This window comes from Helicobacter sp. MIT 05-5293 (genome assembly GCF_000765665.2).
In the GTDB taxonomy this organism is placed as follows: Bacteria; Campylobacterota; Campylobacteria; order Campylobacterales; family Helicobacteraceae; genus Helicobacter_C.
Map to the genome: position 1 here is coordinate 613328 of NZ_JROZ02000001.1, position 20587 is coordinate 633914.

General features: G+C 36.7%; 26 protein-coding genes. All 26 read right to left on the bottom strand.

The features are described from left to right. Positions 1 to 4: 4 nt before the first annotated feature. Positions 5 to 433, bottom strand: a complete 429-nt coding sequence (locus LS68_RS03130) for an adenylyltransferase/cytidyltransferase family protein (protein ID WP_199741467.1) — start codon at positions 431 to 433, stop codon at positions 5 to 7. Further along, a complete protein-coding gene (locus tag LS68_RS03135) occupies positions 423 to 848 on the bottom strand; it encodes a CDP-glycerol glycerophosphotransferase family protein (protein ID WP_052100437.1) in 426 nt (141 codons plus the stop codon). The genes LS68_RS03130 and LS68_RS03135 overlap by 11 nt, the downstream gene beginning before the upstream one ends. After that, on the bottom strand, positions 778 to 1872 hold the full coding sequence (locus LS68_RS03140; protein WP_052100436.1) for a hypothetical protein: 1095 nt from the start codon (positions 1870 to 1872) through the stop codon (positions 778 to 780). The genes LS68_RS03135 and LS68_RS03140 overlap by 71 nt, the downstream gene beginning before the upstream one ends. A gap of 82 nt (positions 1873 to 1954) precedes the next feature. Further along, a complete protein-coding gene (locus tag LS68_RS03145) occupies positions 1955 to 3172 on the bottom strand; it encodes a hypothetical protein (RefSeq protein WP_034372042.1) in 1218 nt (405 codons plus the stop codon). A 12-nt stretch (positions 3173 to 3184) separates the two neighbouring features. After that, positions 3185 to 4123 (bottom strand): glycosyltransferase family 2 protein, encoded by a 939-nt coding sequence (locus tag LS68_RS03150; protein WP_138090907.1) that lies wholly within the window; start codon positions 4121 to 4123, stop codon positions 3185 to 3187. Continuing rightward, positions 4116 to 4604 carry a UDP-N-acetylglucosamine 2-epimerase gene (locus LS68_RS09880; RefSeq protein ID WP_347232417.1) on the bottom strand — a complete coding sequence of 163 codons (489 nt, stop codon included), beginning with the start codon at positions 4602 to 4604 and terminating at the stop codon, positions 4116 to 4118. The genes LS68_RS03150 and LS68_RS09880 overlap by 8 nt, the downstream gene beginning before the upstream one ends. Continuing rightward, on the bottom strand, positions 4591 to 5235 hold the full coding sequence (locus tag LS68_RS09885; protein WP_052100086.1) for a UDP-N-acetylglucosamine 2-epimerase: 645 nt from the start codon (positions 5233 to 5235) through the stop codon (positions 4591 to 4593). Before LS68_RS09885 ends, LS68_RS09880 begins: the two co-directional genes overlap by 14 nt. Positions 5236 to 5355: 120 nt before the next feature. Then, complete coding sequence (locus tag LS68_RS03160; protein ID WP_052100088.1) at positions 5356 to 6219, bottom strand: formyltransferase family protein; 864 nt, start codon at positions 6217 to 6219, stop codon at positions 5356 to 5358. A gap of 171 nt (positions 6220 to 6390) precedes the next feature. Continuing rightward, positions 6391 to 7722, bottom strand: a complete 1332-nt coding sequence (locus LS68_RS03165; RefSeq protein ID WP_138090909.1) for a fatty acid--CoA ligase family protein — start codon at positions 7720 to 7722, stop codon at positions 6391 to 6393. Continuing rightward, positions 7715 to 8446 carry an SDR family oxidoreductase gene (locus LS68_RS03170; RefSeq protein WP_034369921.1) on the bottom strand — a complete coding sequence of 244 codons (732 nt, stop codon included), beginning with the start codon at positions 8444 to 8446 and terminating at the stop codon, positions 7715 to 7717. The genes LS68_RS03165 and LS68_RS03170 overlap by 8 nt, the downstream gene beginning before the upstream one ends. Further along, complete coding sequence (locus LS68_RS03175; protein ID WP_034369919.1) at positions 8439 to 8735, bottom strand: hypothetical protein; 297 nt, start codon at positions 8733 to 8735, stop codon at positions 8439 to 8441. Before LS68_RS03175 ends, LS68_RS03170 begins: the two co-directional genes overlap by 8 nt. Next, positions 8736 to 9317, bottom strand: coding sequence for a GNAT family N-acetyltransferase (locus LS68_RS03180; RefSeq protein ID WP_241993653.1), 582 nt, complete (start codon positions 9315 to 9317; stop codon positions 8736 to 8738). Continuing rightward, the gene (locus LS68_RS03185) at positions 9314 to 9529 is read right to left on the bottom strand and encodes a hypothetical protein (protein WP_138090912.1); all 216 of its coding nucleotides are present in this window, start codon (positions 9527 to 9529) and stop codon (positions 9314 to 9316) included. The genes LS68_RS03180 and LS68_RS03185 overlap by 4 nt, the downstream gene beginning before the upstream one ends. After that, positions 9489 to 9971 (bottom strand): acyltransferase, encoded by a 483-nt coding sequence (locus LS68_RS03190; RefSeq protein ID WP_138091092.1) that lies wholly within the window; start codon positions 9969 to 9971, stop codon positions 9489 to 9491. Before LS68_RS03190 ends, LS68_RS03185 begins: the two co-directional genes overlap by 41 nt. Before the next feature lie 138 nt (positions 9972 to 10109). Further along, a complete protein-coding gene (locus LS68_RS03195) occupies positions 10110 to 11060 on the bottom strand; it encodes a GNAT family N-acetyltransferase (protein ID WP_138090915.1) in 951 nt (316 codons plus the stop codon). After that, positions 11053 to 12075: a GNAT family N-acetyltransferase gene (locus LS68_RS03200; RefSeq protein WP_241993654.1), complete on the bottom strand. Its 1023-nt coding sequence runs from the start codon at positions 12073 to 12075 to the stop codon at positions 11053 to 11055. Before LS68_RS03200 ends, LS68_RS03195 begins: the two co-directional genes overlap by 8 nt. A gap of 109 nt (positions 12076 to 12184) precedes the next feature. After that, complete coding sequence (locus LS68_RS03205) at positions 12185 to 13096, bottom strand: hypothetical protein (RefSeq protein ID WP_138090921.1); 912 nt, start codon at positions 13094 to 13096, stop codon at positions 12185 to 12187. Then, a complete protein-coding gene (locus tag LS68_RS03210; RefSeq protein ID WP_138090924.1) occupies positions 13056 to 14018 on the bottom strand; it encodes a hypothetical protein in 963 nt (320 codons plus the stop codon). Before LS68_RS03210 ends, LS68_RS03205 begins: the two co-directional genes overlap by 41 nt. A 14-nt stretch (positions 14019 to 14032) precedes the next feature. After that, positions 14033 to 14587, bottom strand: coding sequence for an acetyltransferase (locus tag LS68_RS03215; protein ID WP_241993655.1), 555 nt, complete (start codon positions 14585 to 14587; stop codon positions 14033 to 14035). Next, complete coding sequence (locus LS68_RS09760; RefSeq protein ID WP_241993656.1) at positions 14553 to 14717, bottom strand: hypothetical protein; 165 nt, start codon at positions 14715 to 14717, stop codon at positions 14553 to 14555. The genes LS68_RS03215 and LS68_RS09760 overlap by 35 nt, the downstream gene beginning before the upstream one ends. A gap of 574 nt (positions 14718 to 15291) precedes the next feature. After that, positions 15292 to 16092 (bottom strand): formyltransferase family protein, encoded by an 801-nt coding sequence (locus tag LS68_RS03220; RefSeq protein ID WP_138090927.1) that lies wholly within the window; start codon positions 16090 to 16092, stop codon positions 15292 to 15294. A gap of 47 nt (positions 16093 to 16139) precedes the next feature. Beyond that, positions 16140 to 16901 (bottom strand): class I SAM-dependent methyltransferase, encoded by a 762-nt coding sequence (locus LS68_RS03225; protein WP_241993657.1) that lies wholly within the window; start codon positions 16899 to 16901, stop codon positions 16140 to 16142. A gap of 209 nt (positions 16902 to 17110) precedes the next feature. After that, positions 17111 to 18130 carry a glycosyltransferase gene (locus tag LS68_RS03230; RefSeq protein ID WP_138090930.1) on the bottom strand — a complete coding sequence of 340 codons (1020 nt, stop codon included), beginning with the start codon at positions 18128 to 18130 and terminating at the stop codon, positions 17111 to 17113. Between the two features lie 3 nt (positions 18131 to 18133). Then, entirely contained in the window at positions 18134 to 19516 is a 1383-nt protein-coding gene (locus tag LS68_RS03235) for a hypothetical protein (RefSeq protein WP_034369592.1), read from the bottom strand. A 122-nt stretch (positions 19517 to 19638) separates the two neighbouring features. Continuing rightward, entirely contained in the window at positions 19639 to 20163 is a 525-nt protein-coding gene (locus tag LS68_RS03240; RefSeq protein WP_241993658.1) for an alpha-1,2-fucosyltransferase, read from the bottom strand. Continuing rightward, entirely contained in the window at positions 20111 to 20539 is a 429-nt protein-coding gene (locus LS68_RS03245; RefSeq protein WP_138090933.1) for an alpha-1,2-fucosyltransferase, read from the bottom strand. Before LS68_RS03245 ends, LS68_RS03240 begins: the two co-directional genes overlap by 53 nt. Positions 20540 to 20587: the final 48 nt, after the last annotated feature.

The window sequence follows — 20587 nt, forward strand, 5'->3', positions numbered from 1 at the left end:
CTTTTTAATTATTTCGTAGTTTCATCAGCGTTTCATTCAGCAAAGTTGAGCTTGTGCCTTTGGTATAGGGGAAATAGACCACGCGCACACCGACTGCTTTAAACTTAGCTTCCATCTCGTTCCAGCTTGGCGAGTTATACCAATCATCACCCACAAACAGCATATCAAAATGCAGCTTCTCCCACATTTTATATTTATCAATCTCTTCTTGGGCAATCGCCGCATCAACCACCTTGATATTGCGCACAATCTCAATGCGCTCACTAAAAGGAATCACCGCTCTTTTGTTTTTATAAGAAACAAGCTCATCAATCGTTACACCAACAATCAGCTTGTCGCAAAGTCCTTTAGCGTTTTTGAGCAGGTTGAGATGCCCAATATGAAACAAGTCATAGACACCGCTTGTGTAGCCTACAATTATTTTACTTGACATTGTGTCTCCTTTGGATATTTCCTAAAATGCTTTCTTTCAGCTCATCAATACAGCATTGCGTAGCGTGGGGATAGTTGATTTTGATCTTTGAGTGTGCAAAAGCAAGACGAGATTCTTTCATAGAATCTTGTTCGTTAAGGACAACAGAATCAATAAAATGAATAATGTCTTGTTGCGTAGAAACAAGATAGAGATGTTCTAGGATTTCTTTACCAAAATCTGTGAATTCTGTTGTGATGGTTTCTTGGTCTTGGATAATAAAGGCTTGAGGTTTGTCAGTGTAAAGGTATTCAGCGAGGAATGAGCCGCAGTCGTGGATTAGCGCATCAGAAGTCGCAAAGGTCTCAAAGTATTCCCCGCCTTCTTGATAGATCATATTGGGGATTTGGGCAATGGCAGAGAGATAATTTTTCACAAATTCTTCCCCCCCCCCCGTTAGATTCTATAACTTGATGCTTAATAATAGTAAGGAAAAGCAAAGGATGCGGTCGGAAGATGAAATCAATTTGAGGATAGAGACGAGGGAGTTGTAAGAAAAACTCACTCAAGCGTAAAAAGTTTGAAATATGAAGGGGAGATTCTTTAAGCACAGTGTGATGAGGGGCGATAATGATCTTTTTTCTTTTTTGCTTTTGTGCTAGATTCTCTAAAGTCGCATAAAGAGCATCCATTTTAGGATAGCCTACGATAGATAGATTATTAATATCTTTAGCTTTTTGATGCTGTTTGATAAGCGCATAGGTGCTAGGATTTTCGACATAGATTTTCCATAGTAAGCTATATTCTTGTGAAGCGTAAATATTAAGATTGTATTTTAGACCTCCTGTATAAGAATAAGGAGCGTGGATTGTCAATGTGGATTTCGACAAATGAGCAATCGTATAAAAAGTATGTGTCATACTATCATAGGGGGAGGCAAAGAAGGCAATATCTAATTTATTGGAAAAATCAATAAATGTCTTCTTATCAGCATCATAGGATTGCAAGACATTGGAATAAGAAGAGAAAGTTTGAGTAGTTTTTGCCATTTGTTGATACATATTCTCTTCACCTCTTGAAGTATCAGGAACTACAATGATAAAAGGCTCAAAAGCCGAATCTTCAAGCATACGAGTATAGATATTTTGATATGACCAAACGCTATCGTAGATGATTAAGAATCCTACCCTAATAGGCTTATTTTGCTTGGAGCGAGATTTGATTCTTTGAATAATGTTTTGATAGTGTTGATGTGTATGGGCAAAAAACAATTGATGCGCATCGCCTTTGTCTTTGATACGCAAAAAAGGTAAAACAAAGAACAATCGATATTCGACAAAATCTTTCTTGTGTCGTTTGAGCAATACAGGCAGTTTGAATCCACATAAGGAGAGATAATATTTTTCTCTGATATTGTTCTTATAAATATCTACTATATTATGGATTATTTTATTTGTCAAAGGACGACTCCCAATGGAAATATTTTATTTTGGATTAGGATTATAGATATAAATTGCTAAATTATACATTAAAGATATGTGCTTAAGTTGTTTGGTTTTTTATGGGTGAGATTAGAGTAGATATTTTTAAGAATCTTTTCCTTATTGAGTTCGTCCATTTTGCTTTTAGTTTTCCTATTTTTAACAAGACTTTTTCTTTGCGATAAGTTTTAATAGAGTAAGTGGTGGTGTTAGTGCAATCAAGAAAACTACTTATGTGCCTATTGATTAAAAAACTTTCAAAGTGTTCTCGTGCTTGTTTGGAATGCAAGGGAATATTGGTCAAAAAATCATTGAGAATCTGCCCTAAAGTCATCTTTTCATCATCGGAGATTAATCCCATTTTTTCTTCGTAACCCAAAATATAATTTTTCAGTTTGAATGTCCATAAGAAACTATTTTGAGTAGAATCTTTCAGCGTATAAAATACCATTACAGCGGGAATAGCACTTTTTTCTGCTTCTAGCATAGAAGTCCCCATTGCAAAAACCAAATCCAAATTATTTTCGATATAGGGGTTTAATTTTTTATTTTCAATCGTCCCTAGCATTATTGTTTCAAAATTTTTATATGATTTGAGAAGATGCTTAGAATCCCCCTCTCCAATGATATGTAGTTTTATTTTTTTGTCGATATGAATTTTTTCCAAATTGTCCATTAAGTTTATGAGCGCATAGATTTTATCACTGCTTAATCTCCCTACCCAGCCGATATTAATGTATTCTTCATTGATTAATTTTTGTTTTAATGGTGGAGATGGATAGTCTTCTAACATTACGGGAATGATATGCTTGTCATCTAAATCATAAGAACAGGAATTTTTACAAGCGATTTTGGTAGCTTCGTCCATAGCAATTAAAGCATCAGAATCTATCATTATTTGCCAATTTTGTGATACTTCTTTTCTAGCTCTTTGTGTTTTCCCATAGATCATCTCTTTTGTGTATATAGAACATTCAAATTCTTCTATATGCAATATCCAAAATAGAAAAAAGATATTTTTGGATTTTATCTTGGGCATTTTATAGAGACAGAATGGAGGTGCGATTATAGTTGAGTTTGCTGGCAATGTGATGGTATCACTAGCAACAATTCTTTTGCATTTACTATCTAGTATTTTATTAAGAAAGCTCTCTTCAAAGTTGATATAACCGACATCAAAGTCTTTATAATGCTGCGCGAGATAATTTAATATCCTGACAAACAGCATTTCAGCTCCACCCCAAACATTACTCGGATAATAAAAATAAATATTTCGCATTACGATTTACTTTTAGGATATGTTGCGTGATTTACAATATATCCAAAATTTTATGCGATATATTATTCCTAATTGCATGATAGAATCTAATATTTTAGTATCTTTTGTCGCAATATACATAAATCTTAAAGTTCTGTAAATATATCTTTTTTGTTTTGTTTCTTGGCATAATTTATTGAGTTCAGAGTAAGAGTTTGTTATGGCTAATGCTCGTGCTTTTAGCCTTATATCTGTATCTATATTGAGATTGTGATATTTATCCAAATACAATGGAAGGTATTCTCTCAACAGCTGTTCTGTTTTTATCGCAACCTCATTTTTTGCTTGCGTCCCTGAGAGGCTGTCTTTATGAGAGCGATAAGTGTAGAGTATTTGATGAATCGTCCCAAATTCACCTTTTAGTCCCATTTTTAAGAAATAATCATAATCTTCTACTTTGAATTTTTCTTCAGAATATCCCCCTAATGCTTTGGCTATTTCCGCTCTATACAAAAAACATGCTCCAATGCAATCATAAGAAATAATATCTTCTATTTTTTCACTGACTAATGTTCTTTTTGTTTTGCCTTCTTCTGTGAATATTCGCATATAATCCGAGCAGACTAAAATTTTATGGGTATTCTTTTCAAGATAACTCACCATTTCTTCAATGGCATTGAGTTCATAATAGTTATCATCTGAAGTCCAAGTATAATAATCCCCACGAGCAACATCAAATCCAATATTAAGAGATTTTGGGAGTTTTTGATTGGTAGCATTATGGATAATCTTCACTCTTGAATCCACTTTAGCAAATGATTCTATGATTGTCGGTGTATTATCGCTAGAACAATCATTAACAATAATCAATTCTAGGTTTTTATATGTTTGATTTAGCACACTTTCGATACTTTGCGCAAGCCATTTTTCTCCATTATAGGTAGGTAATACCACACTTACTAATTTATCCATTGAATACCTTTCTTATGATTTTTTCAATTCTTTGACTAGCTTTGCCATCTCCATAGGGATTAGCACCTGATGTTTTGATTGCGTTTTGTAGGATAAGTGAAGATTCTTGGATAATCTTATCTGTATCTGCCCCGACAAGCTTTGCAAACCCCTTTTCTACACCCTCCATTCTTTCGGTTTTGTAACGCAAGACGAGAATAGGGACATTAAAAGTAGGTGCTTCTTCTTGTATGCCCCCGCTATCTGTTAAAATAAGTTTTGCTTTTGATAAGAGTAAGACAAGTTGGGGATAATCTAAAGATTCTGTGAGGATAATATTGGATTGCTTGGATAGTCTTTGACAAACTTTAAGTTTTACATTTGGGTTAGGGTGAATGGGGAGGATAAATTGATGAGACGGGAATGCGGAAGATAATGTCTCTATAGCGTCTAAAATATGTTCTAATCTCTGTCCGTGATTTTCTCTCCTATGGACAGTAATTAATACTGTATCCCCCCCCCCCGTTAATCATATCTATGTTTTTTGTTTTCCAAAACTCTGCTGCATCTTGCAATGCTTTTTTGTCCAATAAAGAAAGCGCATCAATCCCTGTATTGCCTACTTGATAGATTTTATCTTCCTCTAAACCTTCGTTTTTTAAAGACTCGGCAGATTCTGTTGTCGGTGCAAAGTGCAGTGTCGCAATCCTGCTCACCATTTGTCTAATGGCTTCTTCTGGAAAAGGTTCAAATAAATCATAGGAGCGCAATCCCGCCTCTATATGAAAGATTTTAGTTTTAAAATAAAAAGCGACCAAGCTACCCGCAAAGACGCTCATCGTATCACCCTGAACGAACACCGCATCAATATGATGCGTGCAAAAAACCTCTTGCAATTTTACTAAGATTCTCGCATTCAACTCTGATAGAGTTTGGTTTTCTACCATTACATCTAGGCAAATATCTGCTTTTAGCCCAAAAAAGCTCAATGCTTGATGGGATAACTCTTTTTGTTGTTCTGTATTGCATACGATTACATTGTATTCTGCAGGATATTTTTTGAATTCTAAAATCAAAGGAGCTAACTTTATAGCTTCTGGTCTAGTTCCCAAGATGAATAATAAAGTTTTCAATTAATTTCCCACCATGACTTTATATTTTCTCAAACTTGTCATTTTATTATTCTTCCTTTTCTTTCGCAATGCCATCATTTGCACCTATTTTTGATATATGATAAATAAATTTAGCTTAAATTAAAATATAGAATCTTTCCTTGCTTTCCTCCCTACCACCTTAAACCCATCAATGCCCGAGAGAATGAAGCAATCACCCTTGTCTTCAAACACATTTCTCCCGATGTATTCCTCACTTAGGATACTTTGAGTAATTTGCACACCATTAAGTCTAGGCAATTGGTATTCTTTAAAAATAAAAGCGCGTAACTGATTGTGAATCTCAAAGCTCGTTTTCTTGAGATTAATCACGATATTTTTGACATCAATGTCCGTGCGTGAGAAGTAGCTACTTTGCAAAAATGATTGCTTGTAAGTGCTAAAATCCCCTCTCAACAATCTTTCAAACGCTGTCTTAAAGAGTATCAAGCCCTCTTTTAAATACTTAAAATACAAATCCCGTGCGCACGATTGAATCCCTATCTCAAAGATTCTCTGTTCGATGATTTCTCCGGTGTCGATGCCATTATTAATCGTGTGCAAGGTTACCCCGCTTGTGCGCTCACCATTAAGAATCGGCGTGATAGAAGTAAATACGCCCTTATACTTAGGCAAGGCAGAAAAATGGATATTATACAGCCGCTTACTAGCGAATCGCTCCACTCTCACAAGCCTGTCAAATTCTAAAGATATGAAAAGCACATTGGGTATTTGCTGCACTTGCTCCAAAGTGCAGATAGGGATTTTGTTTTGCATCGCATACAAGCGGAGCGAGGGTTGCCACGAATCTAGTCCATTATCATTTTGATTGGGAACGATACAGATTTCATTATGCTTAAAGCGTGTCAGCACATATTGCAAGGCATTAACCGCAATGCTATTTTTACCTGCGATACAAATTTTGATAGGGCTAGTGTCAAGGGTATGCGAGGATTCTAAGCGCATTGCTTATCTCCTACAAATGACACCTCCATAGAGGATAGGTAATGCAGATAAAGGGACGAAACGAAAGATTTCGCGCATTGTTTGGACGATACGCAAGAAAGAGAAGCAAAATCACCGCAAGAAACATAAGAAGAAGCGCAAGAAGCGTAAGAGCGAGAGTATAGATTCTTTCTACTTACCCCCCCCCCCGCTAATATTTCTTAGTTTTTTAAATCGCTCACTTACTGCTAGAGATTCTACAACTTCTACTTTTGTAGGGATTTTAAAAAGAGCGAGTTTGTCTTTACAAAAAGCACGAATAGCTTTTTTAAGCTCAATATTTGAAAGTGGCACTTCAGAATCTAGCACGACTTTCACACTCACGCTTTGTCCTGTAATAGCATTAGATTCTCCATAGACAAGGCAATCTTTAATATGTGGCATTGTCAAAAGAATATTTTCTATTTCTTGAGGCAAGACTTTCTCACCTCCGACATTAATCACCTCTTTGGTGCGTCCGATGATTTTAAGGTATTGCTCTCCATCAGATTCGATAATCTCTACCAAATCCCCTGTGGCAAAATACCCCTCTTCATCAAAGACGCTATTATCGGCGTTAAGGTAGCCTATCGCTTGTGTGGGGGATTTGATAAACAACTCATTATTTATCACTTTATAAGAAGCATTCACGATTTTAAAAAAGTCTTGCAGGTTTTTTGTTTTCATCGCATTGGTTTCACTCGTGCCAAAGCCTTGCTTGAATCGTGTGTGAGGCAATGCTTGACATAGAGATTCTAAAAGTGTCTCACTCATCGGCTCACTGCCATAAATGACTAATTTTAGGGATTTTAGTCCATAACTGCCTATATCTGCTAGGAGTAAAAGCCTAAGTAAGGTCGGTGAAGCGGGTAAAATCTCGACATTATATTGTTTGAGTGCATTTAAAATATTTTGCGGCTGCCTTTGCTTGGGGATTACCAAAGTCCCACCCCCGCTCAAAGCATTGCACATCACATCAACTCCTGCAATATGATCGGGCAAATACACACTTAAGATTCTCAAAGGATTTGGTTTTTTCTCACAATATGAGGCAAGAAAAGTATCTAAATGATGCACGATAGCCTTTGGTTTGCCTGTGCTGCCACTTGAAGATAAAATCAATCCACTTTGATGAGAATCTTTTAAAGATTGAAGCAAATCGTATTTTTTAGAATCTACGCGTTTGATTGCTCCATTGTGTGATTCTAAAATATATTCAACACCAAACTCACGCAAGTCAAAATCCATATTTCTAGGGAGCAAAGGCATAATGATACATTTTTGGCTATAAAGGGCAAAAAAGTAAGCGATTTGCTCAAAGCTAGAATCTCCCACTAATGCTACCACTGCACCTTTTGGTATGGCTAGGGCTTTACCCTTAGATTCTATACTTTGCAGTAAAGCCTCATAGGTGTAAAGAATCTCATCATCAATAATGGCGATATTATCTCTAAATCGTGTGATTTGTGCTAAAAAATCAGCCATTTACGCCCCCTAGATAAATCACTTGCCCCGTGATAAAATCGCTTTTTTTATCTAAGAAAAATTCAATGACATTAAGCACATCTTCAAAACTCCCAAATCGCTTAATGGCTTGTTGATTAAGCAAAGAATCCATCTTTGCCTTTGGGACATTTTTAATCAAATCCGTTGGCACAGGCGTGGGACCTACTGCATTGAGCGTAATGCCAAACTCGCTTAATTCCTTTGCACATACTTGCGTGAGATTGACTAATGCCGCCTTTGAAGCCGCATAAATCGCTTCTCCCTCTAGCCTTAGAGGTGTTGCCACAGTGGCAAAATTAACAATGCGATAAGGCATAGTTTTAGAATCTTTATGGTGCTTTTTGTAGTTTTGCATCATGACCTTAGCCACTTCACGCAGAAATAAAAAGCTCCCAAAAACATTTGTGCCAAAGATATTCTGCATCGTGCTAAAAGGTGTCGTAAGGATATGATTCATAGAGGCAATGCCTGCATTATTAAGCAATACATTGATTGTGCCAAATTCCTTTTTTATCGTTCGAATCATCGCTACAACCGACATTTCATCACTCACATCAAGCTCAAAATGCCGATAGTTTTGATGCTCTATGCTTCCCTTACCGCGAGAACAGCCGCAGACTATATCGCCGCATCGCAAATAATACTCGCTCAAATCCTTACCAATACCTTTTCTAGTGCCTGTTATGATAATGATTTTATTCATTGCTTTGTGCTTTTGTAAGGATATAAGAAGTGAGCGTTGAGACATCTTTAAAGGGTGAGTTTCTCCCGCTCATTGTTTTTTCGTCAGCAAGGATTACTTCAAGCTTTAAAGCCTCACTTAGCATTTCTTCTAAATCCGCGATAAAACTCACAAGTGCTAAAGAATCTAGATTCCCCCCTATGCCATAGATTTTAGTTTGTGATGTGGGGGCTTTTAGCTCATTATTTTCTAACTCATCAGCGAGATTTGCTAATGCTTCAAAAATCACACTTTGTATTTTTTCTTTCATTTATTCTCCTTTTGATAGATTTGTGAAGTATGAGAGATTTGCAGGTAAGAATCCCGCAAACACTTTTGGTATAGCCTTGAAGTCTTCTAAAGAAAGATTAAAATAATAATTGAGAGTGTCTTCATTGATGATTCTTGCGCCGAATCGTTTGTGAAATGCTACTACTTGCACATTTGCCTTTCTCACATCAAAACGCGCCATTTTAAACCCTAAGGTATAGAATCCAAAGACATACAAGCAAAGCGCAGATTCTATAGCGACATAGCTAGGTGCATCATCTTGGATAATCCAACTCCCCCAGCAGAAACTATCCTCTTGAAAGTCATAGATTCTTATCGTCCCAAAAGGTTGTCCCTCTAGGGATTGGATAATAAAATAATATTCTTTTCCCGCAGATTCTCGCTTTTTGTAGGATTCAATCCATTGTTCTTGTGCGGGGATTCCACCTGAAGTTTGCGTCAAGAATTTTGCTTTTTTATCACTGCGTAGAGTGTAGATAAACTCCGCATCACTTACTCCCACCAAGCGCAAAGAAATATGTTTGCCAATGATTGGACTTGATAAAATAGGGGCTTTTTTCACGATACTGCCTCCTGTAAAAAGAGAGATTGACAATCAAAAGTAGCAGAATAAGAGGCAGATTCAAAGGCGACATAGGGAAAAATAGGAGTGATATGAGATTTGAGATAAGATTTAGAATCTATAAGGCGATGATAGGCGCAAAAAGCGTAAGGGTGAGAGTGTAGATTCTTTCTACTTACCCCCCCCCCCGCTAGATTCTTGATTATTTGCACTCAAGATGACTTGGGATTTGCAAATCACTTTCGTATGAGGCGGGACATCTTTGACTATCACCGCTCCCGCGCCAATCATTGCGTTTTCACCAATCGTAACGCCGGGCAGAATCGTAGCATTTGCCCCGATACTCGCACCTTTTTTGATAATAGTGCTTAAAAACTCGCTCGGATAGGCTTTTGAGCGTGGGTATTTGTCATTGCAAAAGCTCACATTAGGACCGATAAAGACATTATCTTCAATCGTGATTCCGTCCCACACTTGCACACCGCATTTGATTGTTACATTATCGCCGATTTTCACATCATTTTCGATAAAGCAATGAGAGCAGATATTGCAATTCTCACCGATTTTTGCAAGTGGTAGCACCACGCAAAACTGCCAGATTCTAGTTCCTTGCCCGATATTTTGGCTTTGCACATCAGAGAGAGGGTGTATCATCATTTTATTCATACGCACCCCTTGCCATATTGCGAAAGTTTGCGCAAATAAAATGATAGAAAATAAAAAGTTGGAAAAATCGTGAGAGGGGAGTGAATCTTGCCGATAAAGACAAGAGGATAAAGGGCAAGAAAAAAGCTACATATTCCCCCCCCCCGCAGCTAATTCGTAAAAACTATGCACGATTGTGCGTCCGCCAAATCCTTCTTTTTGGGCTATCAAGCCTTGATTAAGAAATAAGCCATTGTTTTCAGTAGAGATACCAAAGTCAAAGTAGGTTTTACTTGTCGCGTAAGATTCTATCAAGGTTTTAAGGAGCAAGTCTAATGCGCCGATTTCGCGCCCTTGTTCATTGACTGCCAAATATTGCGTATGCACAAGATGAGGGTAAATAAAAAGCAAAGTCCCAGCAAGGATTGTATCTGCTTTTGTGGCGATAAAAAGCTTGATTTCATCAGGGAAAGAAGAGCGCAGTAGGGATAATTCCTCTGCATTATGCACTGCATTAGCATTGTGCCGCTGCCGCAAGACTTCATTGACAAGTGCGATAAAGCTTGTCATATCTTCACTTTCTTGCACGACCACATCGTGCTTGAGTGCTTTTTTCGCCCCGCGTTTTCTTAGTTCGCCCATTTTGAATGGATTTCTAAACTCTATCGCAGCCGAACAATCTACACGATAGAGCTTAGCCTCATTCACAAAGAGGGCATATAAATCCTCTTGCGCAGGATTTTGATGATAAATATAAGGGATTGCTTTGTAATATAGCTTAGCAAATCCGTTTTGGCGCATATACTCTCGCAAACACTCAAAACACTCACACATTTTGCCTTGTCGCATAGAATCTGTGGTGATAAATCCGCCAAAAGTAAGCCCTTGATGCGAATAAAGACTATCATCTTGCGTGTTGAGAGGCAAAAGTGCTAAAAGTTTGTCATTATCATAAAATAGCAAAGAATGATCACTAAATCTGTCTGAATGATAGTCCATATAGTTTCTATCAAACATAAAAAGCCCATTTTTAGCATTGCGATTAAAATCATTCCAAGTAGATTTGAGAGTAGGAGAGTAGGGCTTGATACTAATCATCTAGCCCCCTTTTGCTCATACGATAGGCAAGGGCAACAAAAAGCAAGAAAGAGGAGAAAATTACATAATATTCCCCCCCCCCCGCAGCTAATTCGTAAAAGCTATGCACGATAGTGCGTCCGCCAAATCCTTCTTTTTGGGCTATCAAGCCTTGATTGAGAATCCAGCCATTGTTTTCAGTAGAGATACCAAAGTCAAAGTAGGTTTTACTTGTCGCGTAAGATTCTATCAAGGTTTTAAGGAGCAAATCCAACGCGCCGATTTCGCGCCCTTGTTCATTAGTAGCAAGGTATTGTGTGTGAATGAGATTCTCATAAACAAACAACAATGCAGCCGCAAGCATTTCACCTGATTTTTGTGCGATAAAAAGTTGGATAGATTCGGGGAATCTCGCGCTTAAAAGCTCTAGTTCTTGCGCACTATGCACGGCTTTTGTATGGTGTCGGCTTGATAAGACGCTATTAAGCAATGTGATAAAATGTGAAAAATTATGCGAAGATTCTATCTGCACATTCTCTCTTTTGGCGCGTGAGATTTGTGCCTTGCGCCCTTTGGGCAAAGCAATCCTATCGTTTAAAGCAATCGTTGAGGAGCAATCCACGCGATAAAGATGCGCATTGTGCGTGAAAAGTGCGTATAAGTCTTCTTGTGCGGGGAGTTTGTGATAAATGTATGGGATAGGCTTATAAATGAGACGCGCAATATGGTGTGCGGACATATATTCGCGTAAGATTCTGAAGCATTCGCACATTTTTTCTTGCTTCATCGTGGTGCTTGTGATAAACCCGCCAAAGGTTAGCCCCTGATGAGAATACAAGACATCATCTTTGAGATTGAGCGGAAGCAAGGCAAGGAGCTTTTCGTCCTCATAAAATAGCAAAGAATGGTCTTTGAATCGGTCTGAATGATAGTCCATATAGTTTCTATCAAACATAAAAAGCCCATTTTTGGCTGACGCATTAAAGTCATTCCATAGGGTTTTAGAATCTTTGCAATATTGCCGGATATGAATCACTCTTTGTTCCTTGTAAAATTTCATTATCATTTGTGAATCTCTCTACTTTTAGCCACAATTCTGTCGCGATAATACCCAATTAAAATTTAAAGTTTAATTTATAAAGTTATCACTGCACAAGCTCTGCATACCCAAATCCGCCCTTGCCCATACCATTGCCACCATAGAAGCAATAAGTCTTCTCGCCCACTTCTAAAAGCGTAGGATAGCAAGCCATTTGAGAATCAAATCCATTTTGTGAGGGCTCTAAACCACATTGCTTATCTTTGCGCTCCCAAGTGATTCCATCTAGGCTTGTCGCATAGCCCGACTTGTATTCTTTGGCGGTGCTATCCGAAGTATAAAACATAGCATAGCCTCCCTTGCTTTTATAGACTTTTGGGCGTCCGATTCTGTATTCACTCCCCACACATTGCACACAAGTTTTCCCCTCATTTCCAAAAGTAATGCCATCTTTGGATTCTATATATTTGATAAAATAAGTCGGATAAGGGATATTCTCAATCCAAGTCCATTGGTGAATCACCGAATACCATACCCTAAAAATCCCATTTTCATATATCACACTATGGATACACCGCCCGAAAATCCCCTCATTGCTCCTATCAAGCACAGGCGTTTTTTGAATCCTCGCAAAAGATTCTCCATTATCTTCGCTCACCGCCAAGCCGGAAAAAGCAAAGAATTTCGCCTTTTGTGGAATCTGAAAAGCGACATAATACATATAGATTTTATCCTTGATGCGCAACACATCGCCGAGTATGATTCCATTATCATCAAAGCAGCCATTTTCCCCGATGTCTAGCACAGGGCTTTGTGAGATTTTTAAAATATTTTTGGGATTCTTAGCGTCCAAATCCACATAACCAATCCGACCTACGCCCTTTGCGTCTCGAAAAGAAGCGTAGATTCTGATTGTATCAGCATTAAGCAAAAAGGGTTGAGGAGTAAGTGCGGTATTGTCTATCCAGTGGTTTTCTTTATTGGGGCAATAGATGAGCCCCTTTTTCTCCCATTTCATGATGCTTTAGCTCCGCGTAGCCAAAGCCGCTCTTGCCGCAACCATTGCCATTGTAAAGCATATAATGCCCCCCCCCCGCTGCATTTATCAGATAGGGATAACTTAGATTCTCACTATCCCAGCCTGTTTGCGAGAGTTCTATCCCAGCTTTTTCGTCTTGTCTGTCCCAATGAATACCATCATCTGACTCTGCATAGCCGATATAATAGCCACGCGAATAGGTGCGAATGGAGTAATACATTTTGTATTTGTCTTGTTCTTTCCACACAAAGGGTCGCCCAAACCCATGTTCATCGTCATTTTTGTATTGAAGACACACGATAGATTCATTATTCCAATGGATTCCGTCATTGGATTCTGTCGTTTTCATTATGTAGTAAGGCTTTAATTTACCTTGAGCCATTGTCCAGCCTTGTTTATGGCTTGCGACATACCACATTCTGAATCTGTCTTTATCTTTTATCACATTTACGCCACATCGCGCATAGACTTCATCGTGGATTCTGTCTAAAATAGGTGATTTTGAATAGCGCGTGAAGCTCTCTCCATTATTTTTGCTGATAGCAAGTCCGCAAAACATATAATAAGGCACTTTGACGCCTAATTGAAAGCCAATATAATACAAATAAATCTCTTTGCCTTTGCGTAGAATCGAGATAGGCACAACGCCATTATCATCAAAGCAGCCATTCTCGCCAATGTCCAATACAGGCTCTTTAGAGATACTTAGAATCTTGCTAGGATTATTTGCTTCTACATCGACATAGCCGATTCTCCCTATCATATTTTCATCACAAAATCCCACATAAACGCGCAATATGCCAGAATCTAGCAAGAGCGGTGTGGGCAACATCGCGCATTGTTTTTGCCATTTGATACTTCCATCAGGACAATAAATCAATCCTTTTTTCTCCCATTTCATCAGCTTATCCTTTGTTAATTTTTGACCTTACAGAATTTTTTGGCAGGGATTTTGGCAGCCTCTGCAGGATTCCCACGATAAATGGTGTTTTCTTCTGTGTTTTTGTTTATCACGCTTCCAAGTGCTATGAAATTATCCCTAGCGATTTTGACATTATCAGCAATGCAAGAATTAACACCGATAAAGGTATTCTCTCCAATCTCGCAGAATCCAGAAATGACGCAATGCGAAGTGATAAAGCAATTATCTCGCACGATAGAGCGGTGTCCTAGATGATTCCCACTCCATAGTGTTACATTATTGCCAATTTCCGTAAAAGGTTGCAAGGTATTGTCCTCTAAGATGAAGCAATTTTCACCAATTTTGACATCACGCCATACAAAGGCACGAGAGGAGACATAACTTGCGAGTTGGTAGCCTTTAGATTTGATTTGTTGATAAAGCCTTGCCCTTGCGTAGTTTAGCTCTCCGCTTGATAGGGCGACAAAGGCTTGATATTGGGTAGGAGGGTGTGAAGATTCTAGATTCTCAATTTCAACAAGAGGTAATTCTATCCCCCCCCCCCGCACAAAATACTTCACCTTTTTTGTATTCTTTACTTACAGCAAAGGCACAAACTTCTAAATCCGAATCGAAGCTAAAATATTCATAAGCAAGCAAGGCAGTTTCCCCTGTGCCTATAATGACTAAGTTTTTCATCATTCACCCCTTGATTAAGATTCTGTATTTTAGCACATTAAAATACAGAATCTTAATAAAAGTTAGAATATAATTGCAGAGAGAACCACAGGTTAAACTCATCTTGGACCCAGCCAAAGCCGGGCTCAAGCTTACACTAATAAGCCTTGACAACGATGATACAAAGTAGTATAATCGCAACCAAGATGAATCTAGTGAACATCATCTTAGCTCCTTTTGGGGCATAGATTTTGCCACAGGGTAACGACCTGTGGCAATTACCCTGCATAATGATACTTTAAAATCCCAAAAATAACCTTTAGTCTCCTTTTATTTTCCCTTAAAATAGGTATTTTTTACATTTTATCTTTTATTTTATTCCACTTTAAAGGTTATAGGTAGTTTCAATATGTTTCTTGAAAAAGATGACAAGTAAAGCAGTCAAACAAAAGGTAGATTATGCCCGAAAATACAAAATTTCACTTGATTAAGATTCTAGTTTTCTAAACAATTCCCAATGCAAAAAACTTTAGGAATCTCTATTTCTTCTCCCTCACAGCGAATTTTTGTGATTTTGACATACATATCGCGGACTTTAACCCACATTGTATTTTGATAAATATTGACAATTGCCCCTAGTGTGCAAATATACTTCTCTCCATTTTGCCCCCCCCCCCGCATAACTGCTAGGTGATTGCATACTGCAAATCTCATAGTTTTTGCCCTTGTATGTGAAAAACAATCCTTTGCCATAAGGTGCGGCGACTACTCTAAAGCGATTGTATAGCTCTTTTGCTTCGAGATTCCAAGTTTTGATAAAGTTTTCATTTTTTCCGATTTTTTTGCAAAAATATTCTACGCGCGTATCTTGCGGGATTGGCTTTAATGCTCTCGTATGGATTTTGAGTAAAATTTCTGCGATTTCTGCCTTGAAGCGCGTTTTGATGCGCCCAACTACTTGCGCGTAAAACTCGTATTCTCCTACTTCTTCAATCCATTGATGATAAATATCTCCGCCGTCCATTTTGTCAGTCAGCTGATGCAGGGAATATCCGATTTGTTTCTCTCCATTGATGATTGCCCAAGCATTCGCATTAAAGCCTTTCCATTTGGGCAGAATCCCCGCGTGAATATTGAGGCTCAAAAGATTCTCAAAGTATTTCATATCTATGAGAGTAAAAAACGAAATGATAAGGCACATATCAGGCTTTAATGCGGCGATTTTGTCTAAGGTTATCTCTGTGATTTTGTGTTTTTGCAAAAACGCACTTTGGAAGATTTGTGTTTCTTTGGAGTAGCTATCCACCACACCGCCGATAATGTCAATCTCATTACATTCTAAAAGTGCCTTTGCAATGTCCCCATCGCTTGTATTACCAAGTATCACTAATCGCATTTGTTATCCTTAAGCCAAGTTACTTGTATTATAGCAAAAAGAGATGATTATGAAGTGATTTTGCGTGTGTTGATAAAGATTTCTGCTCCCAAAGTGGGGCAATACTTTGTCATCTTGTCCAAGCCTTGTAAGAGATTCTCATCAAGGATTTGATTTTCAAGTGCTAAGGACATTTTGGTATGATTGAAAGGCTTGATAAAATAGCTTCCCTTATCGATAATCTCTAAATGTGCAAGATTAGCAAGTGCGCTTAAGGATTCTAAATCAAAAGTGGTGTTTTGCTGCAAATCTTGCGCAGTTTGGGTGAGTTTGCCAAGGGCAGGGATAAGACCGGATTCAAAAGCCCATAGAAGATGAAAAGAGCGGGAGTTTGGGACATTGATATGTAAAATGCTTGTTTTGCTCATCAAAGCAACGACAGATTCTAAAAAGCTAAGCGGATTTTGGACTTCGTGGAGTAAGGAGCTTAAAAGGATAAAATCAAAAGAGTAGGATTTTAAGAGATTTGTTTGATTTTCGACAAAATCATTAATCACTTCTATTTTTCGGGGGGGGGGGGCAAAAATAGTATCTTCTTTTGCCTTATTTGCAAAGACTTGTGAAGGCTCGATAATGACGCATTGCTCAAAGGCAGTGTAATGATTAGCGATGCTGTCCATTCCGCAACCGATTTCTAGCAATTTCAAAGGGCGGTAAGATTCTAAAATCTCTAGCACTTTGGCACGGCGAAATCCCACCATATAGGTTTCAAAATCATTAAAATTACTATCTAAATACTTTTGCGTGTAGTTTTCGATGTCTCGTTGCATTGGTTACCTCATTCAATTTTCTCGTATTATTTGATTTATCGGTTATTTGCACTTGCTAGACACTTAATCCACTTATGCTCAAGCCCTACCTCCTCAAGCATTTTTGTATTTTTAAAGTGTCATTTTTGTCTTTCTATATACAATCCCTCTTAAAATTATAATATAAAATTATACTAAAAGAAACAAATGTTATAAAATTATGCCTCATATTAGCTCACATAGCCTTTTCGCTTCAACTTTCTATGGAGAGAATTGTATAGTTTAAAATAAAACTGATATTTTTTAGACATAGCCTCATTTTGTGTAGGTTTAATGTATGTATTTTTATTTATACATTCTCTTACAACACTTTTTAGATATTCTTCGAACGAAGCATAGTCTAACATAGATGATGTCTCTATAGCTTGTATCGATTCTTTTAAAGATATATATGCCTTATTTATAAAAAAATGCTGATAAACATAATCAAAATATTCATTGTAATCTATGTAAGCTTGCGCGCTAATCATTGCTGCCTCTGCCTTACTAAGTTTATTCCAAATACCTGTTGATAAGATTCTATACACGCCTGAATACTCATTAGCAAAATATATATCTCCAAATTTTAAGTGCATTATAAGTCTATCAACATCTCCTTCAAATGAACGCTCGTGAATTGTCCCTACTGACTTAAGCATTATCTCTGGTATTGCATTTTGGAAAATGACATTACGGAAAACCTGCCCAGTAGTTTGAGTAATTGGCATTCTATCCGTAAAATAATCTTCTATATTGTATTTTTTACTCTCTTTCTTTTTGCCTATAAAAGGAAATTTATCCCCATTCTCCTTGATACACAATACATTTTGAGTATAAGCAACAACATCTAAATTTTCATTGAGATAATCAACTGCTTTTTGCAAATAATCACAATCCGTCCAATAATCATCTGCATCTAATAGTGTGAAATATGTAGTTTTTGCGATGCTTTTTGCTCTTAGGATATTTGATAAATATCCTGTATTTTTATCACTAAAAATACACAAGATTCTATCTGGGTGCTGCTTTTGATACTCTTTGATAATATCCTTGCTATTATCTTTGGTTGAATTGTCATCAGTGATGATTAATTGCCAAGGGAATGTTGTCTTTTGCGATAAAACAGAATCTATAGCTTGTCTAATAAAATGACCCTGATTATAATTAGACATTATGATTGATATAATCGGGGGGGGGGGGGTAGTAATCATCTCTTATCCTTTATTTTTGTTTTTAGTATAACAGAATTTTAAAACCCCAAATAATATAATTTCTCTTTTGTTACCAATTTTATTTTTTTGTATGAGTTTAAAATCACCTCGCAATCTTCGATTCTTTTTAGCATGCTGAATTAGTTTGCAATCTTTAATGTCTTTTGGCTTTTCATTTCTTTTTTTCTTCATTTGGTATAAAATATCTAGGCTAATAAATTTCATTCCTTTGTAATAAAAGTGAAATTTTGGATTATTGATTATCTCATCTTTGGGATATGGATAGTAGATTAATTCACTATCGTGATTAGAGAGATCTTCTTCCTGTATATTAAAATTATCATTATTTTCATCGCAGCACAAAAAGTCTAAATCACTACTTTCTCGCAAACCATAAACATTTAGCGGTGTGCTACCACTTCCACATATATTATCAATATTTATTGTTTTCTCTTTCGCAAGAGACATTAGTCTCTGTATTAAACTATCAATCTTGCTTGATTCGTATTTAAATGATCTGTAATTTATCATATCTAAGGAATTTTGATTAAAATATATTTGAGCTAGTGCAATAGCCTCTTCTTTTGTATCATTGATATGCACGCTATAATTGCCTATGCCAAATAAATTTCTAATTTCTTGTTTTGCTTTTACAACTTTCTCAAACTCATCGCATACAAAAATATATACTCTCATTGGATTCTGACCCATAGAAAGTCTAGCGTGTTCTTGAGCTCCAGCAAATTTATTATGAGTATCACCTATCCAAGATTCTTGATTCCAAAAAGAGCCATAAGAAATTTTTTTCAAATTGACATAACCATTAAAACTAAGTTGAACATCTTTTTGGTAAAAAACAAAACCATAGGTTTCAAGTAGCCTATACACTTCCTCGTCTTTATCCCTATCAGTAATTGAGTGTAGATTTACAATATATGCGTGAGGATGTAGCTTGACATATTCTAAAGCACCATAATCCATAATATCTTTGCTCATATTATTTTTTCTAAAAAATATAAAGTCATATAATTCATCAGAGTCATCTTCTTTTGTTTCTATATTTAAATCTAAAAATGCACAAATCGCTAATCTATGTGCCCCATCTGAAATTTCATTGTTTTTGCCAATTGGAATTTGATTATTTGTTGCAATAAAATTATTGTCTTTTATAGATAGAATCAATTTATCAAAACTATTCAAAAAATCTTGTGGAGATTCTTTTGGACATTTATAGCTAGGATCATCTTCATAAAAATCATTAAAGGCTCTAATATTTTCTAAATAAGCTTGTTTTATAAAGTTATTATGAGGATATTTAACATATAAATATTTAAAAATTAGATCAAATCTCTTTTGTCTAAGAAATAAATCCAAAGCTTTTTGCATAAGTTTCCTTTTATATTTTTTGTAATTTTATCATAAAAGTATAATGCCATTGCTTAAAGTGAGGTTTGGGAAAGTCTGAATCGTCGTTGATTTGGGGGATTTGATTAGAGGCGAAATTTGCCTCATTTATCATTAGGGTTTTTCTTAGTTGCTGATTCCACCTTTACCCATTCCTTAGGGATAATTTGAGGGCTTTCTTTGTAGAGGGAAATCCACTTTGCTGGTGCAATCACAATATCCTTTTGTCTGCCTAGATAAGCACCCCACCAGCTATAAGTGCTATTTGCGATAATGCCATATTTACACGCACTCATAAGAAACATATCATAATAGTGATTATCCTGCGTTACATCTTTTTGTCCAAGATTCTCAAAATGCACACCTAAGTCTAGTTTTTCTACAAAATCAGCATCTGTCGCTCCAAAGACAAAAAATGTCGGATTCTCTACACGCTCTTGTATATAGGCTATTGCCTTTTGATAATAATCTATTTCTAATTGCCATGAGAGACTACAATAATCACCTCTTCTTATATGGATAAAAACGCTGTTTTTGGTTTTGTGGATTTTCTCTAAACGCTCTTTGACAAAGTCATCATTTAAATAATCGGGGGGGGGGGGTAAATATTTGTTTAATCTCTGCTTCAATGCCTTCTAGATATTTTGGGTGTTGGAAAAAACCGATAAAATATTTATGGGCATTGGATTTAAGGTATTCTTCATAAAAAACCCAAGTTTCGCTTTTTGCAATAGCGTTTTTTCTTTTTTTAAATAATTTCCGAAAAAATCCGGGCAGTCTCGTCAGTCTTTTTTTGGCGTTTTGGATTTGCTCTTTTGTCGCAAAATCTAAATCAATATTAAAAATATTCAAAGCATACAATCTTTTAGTATGCTGTTCTTCAAAGAATGTCTTATCAAGCAAGATTGTAGAATCTAAATGTTTGCTTAGGCTTTTAGCAAAGGCGTATTGAAACATTTGATTGCCTAGTCCGCCTCTAAGTTGCACGATTTTATAGTCTTTCACTGCTTTTCCTTTTCGTTGATTTTGCGCATTTTAGCATAAAAAGTAATA

Coding starts and splice junctions, on each gene's coding strand:
- LS68_RS03145 (WP_034372042.1), bottom strand. CDS start 3,172: ATGCGAAATATTTATTTTTATTATCCGAGTAATGTTTGGGGTGGAGCT.
- LS68_RS03230 (WP_138090930.1), bottom strand. CDS start 18,130: ATGATTACTACCCCCCCCCCCCCGATTATATCAATCATAATGTCTAAT.
- LS68_RS03175 (WP_034369919.1), bottom strand. CDS start 8,735: ATGAAAGAAAAAATACAAAGTGTGATTTTTGAAGCATTAGCAAATCTC.
- LS68_RS03170 (WP_034369921.1), bottom strand. CDS start 8,446: ATGAATAAAATCATTATCATAACAGGCACTAGAAAAGGTATTGGTAAG.
- LS68_RS03235 (WP_034369592.1), bottom strand. CDS start 19,516: ATGCAAAAAGCTTTGGATTTATTTCTTAGACAAAAGAGATTTGATCTA.
- LS68_RS03165 (WP_138090909.1), bottom strand. CDS start 7,722: ATGGCTGATTTTTTAGCACAAATCACACGATTTAGAGATAATATCGCC.
- LS68_RS03195 (WP_138090915.1), bottom strand. CDS start 11,060: ATGATTAGTATCAAGCCCTACTCTCCTACTCTCAAATCTACTTGGAAT.
- LS68_RS03225 (WP_241993657.1), bottom strand. CDS start 16,901: ATGCAACGAGACATCGAAAACTACACGCAAAAGTATTTAGATAGTAAT.
- LS68_RS03150 (WP_138090907.1), bottom strand. CDS start 4,123: ATGGATAAATTAGTAAGTGTGGTATTACCTACCTATAATGGAGAAAAA.
- LS68_RS03160 (WP_052100088.1), bottom strand. CDS start 6,219: ATGCGCTTAGAATCCTCGCATACCCTTGACACTAGCCCTATCAAAATT.
- LS68_RS09760 (WP_241993656.1), bottom strand. CDS start 14,717: ATGAAAAACTTAGTCATTATAGGCACAGGGGAAACTGCCTTGCTTGCT.
- LS68_RS03190 (WP_138091092.1), bottom strand. CDS start 9,971: ATGATACACCCTCTCTCTGATGTGCAAAGCCAAAATATCGGGCAAGGA.
- LS68_RS03210 (WP_138090924.1), bottom strand. CDS start 14,018: ATGAAATGGGAGAAAAAAGGATTGATTTATTGTCCTGATGGAAGTATC.
- LS68_RS03220 (WP_138090927.1), bottom strand. CDS start 16,092: ATGCGATTAGTGATACTTGGTAATACAAGCGATGGGGACATTGCAAAG.
- LS68_RS03205 (WP_138090921.1), bottom strand. CDS start 13,096: ATGAAATGGGAGAAAAAGGGGCTCATCTATTGCCCCAATAAAGAAAAC.
- LS68_RS03130 (WP_199741467.1), bottom strand. CDS start 433: ATGTCAAGTAAAATAATTGTAGGCTACACAAGCGGTGTCTATGACTTG.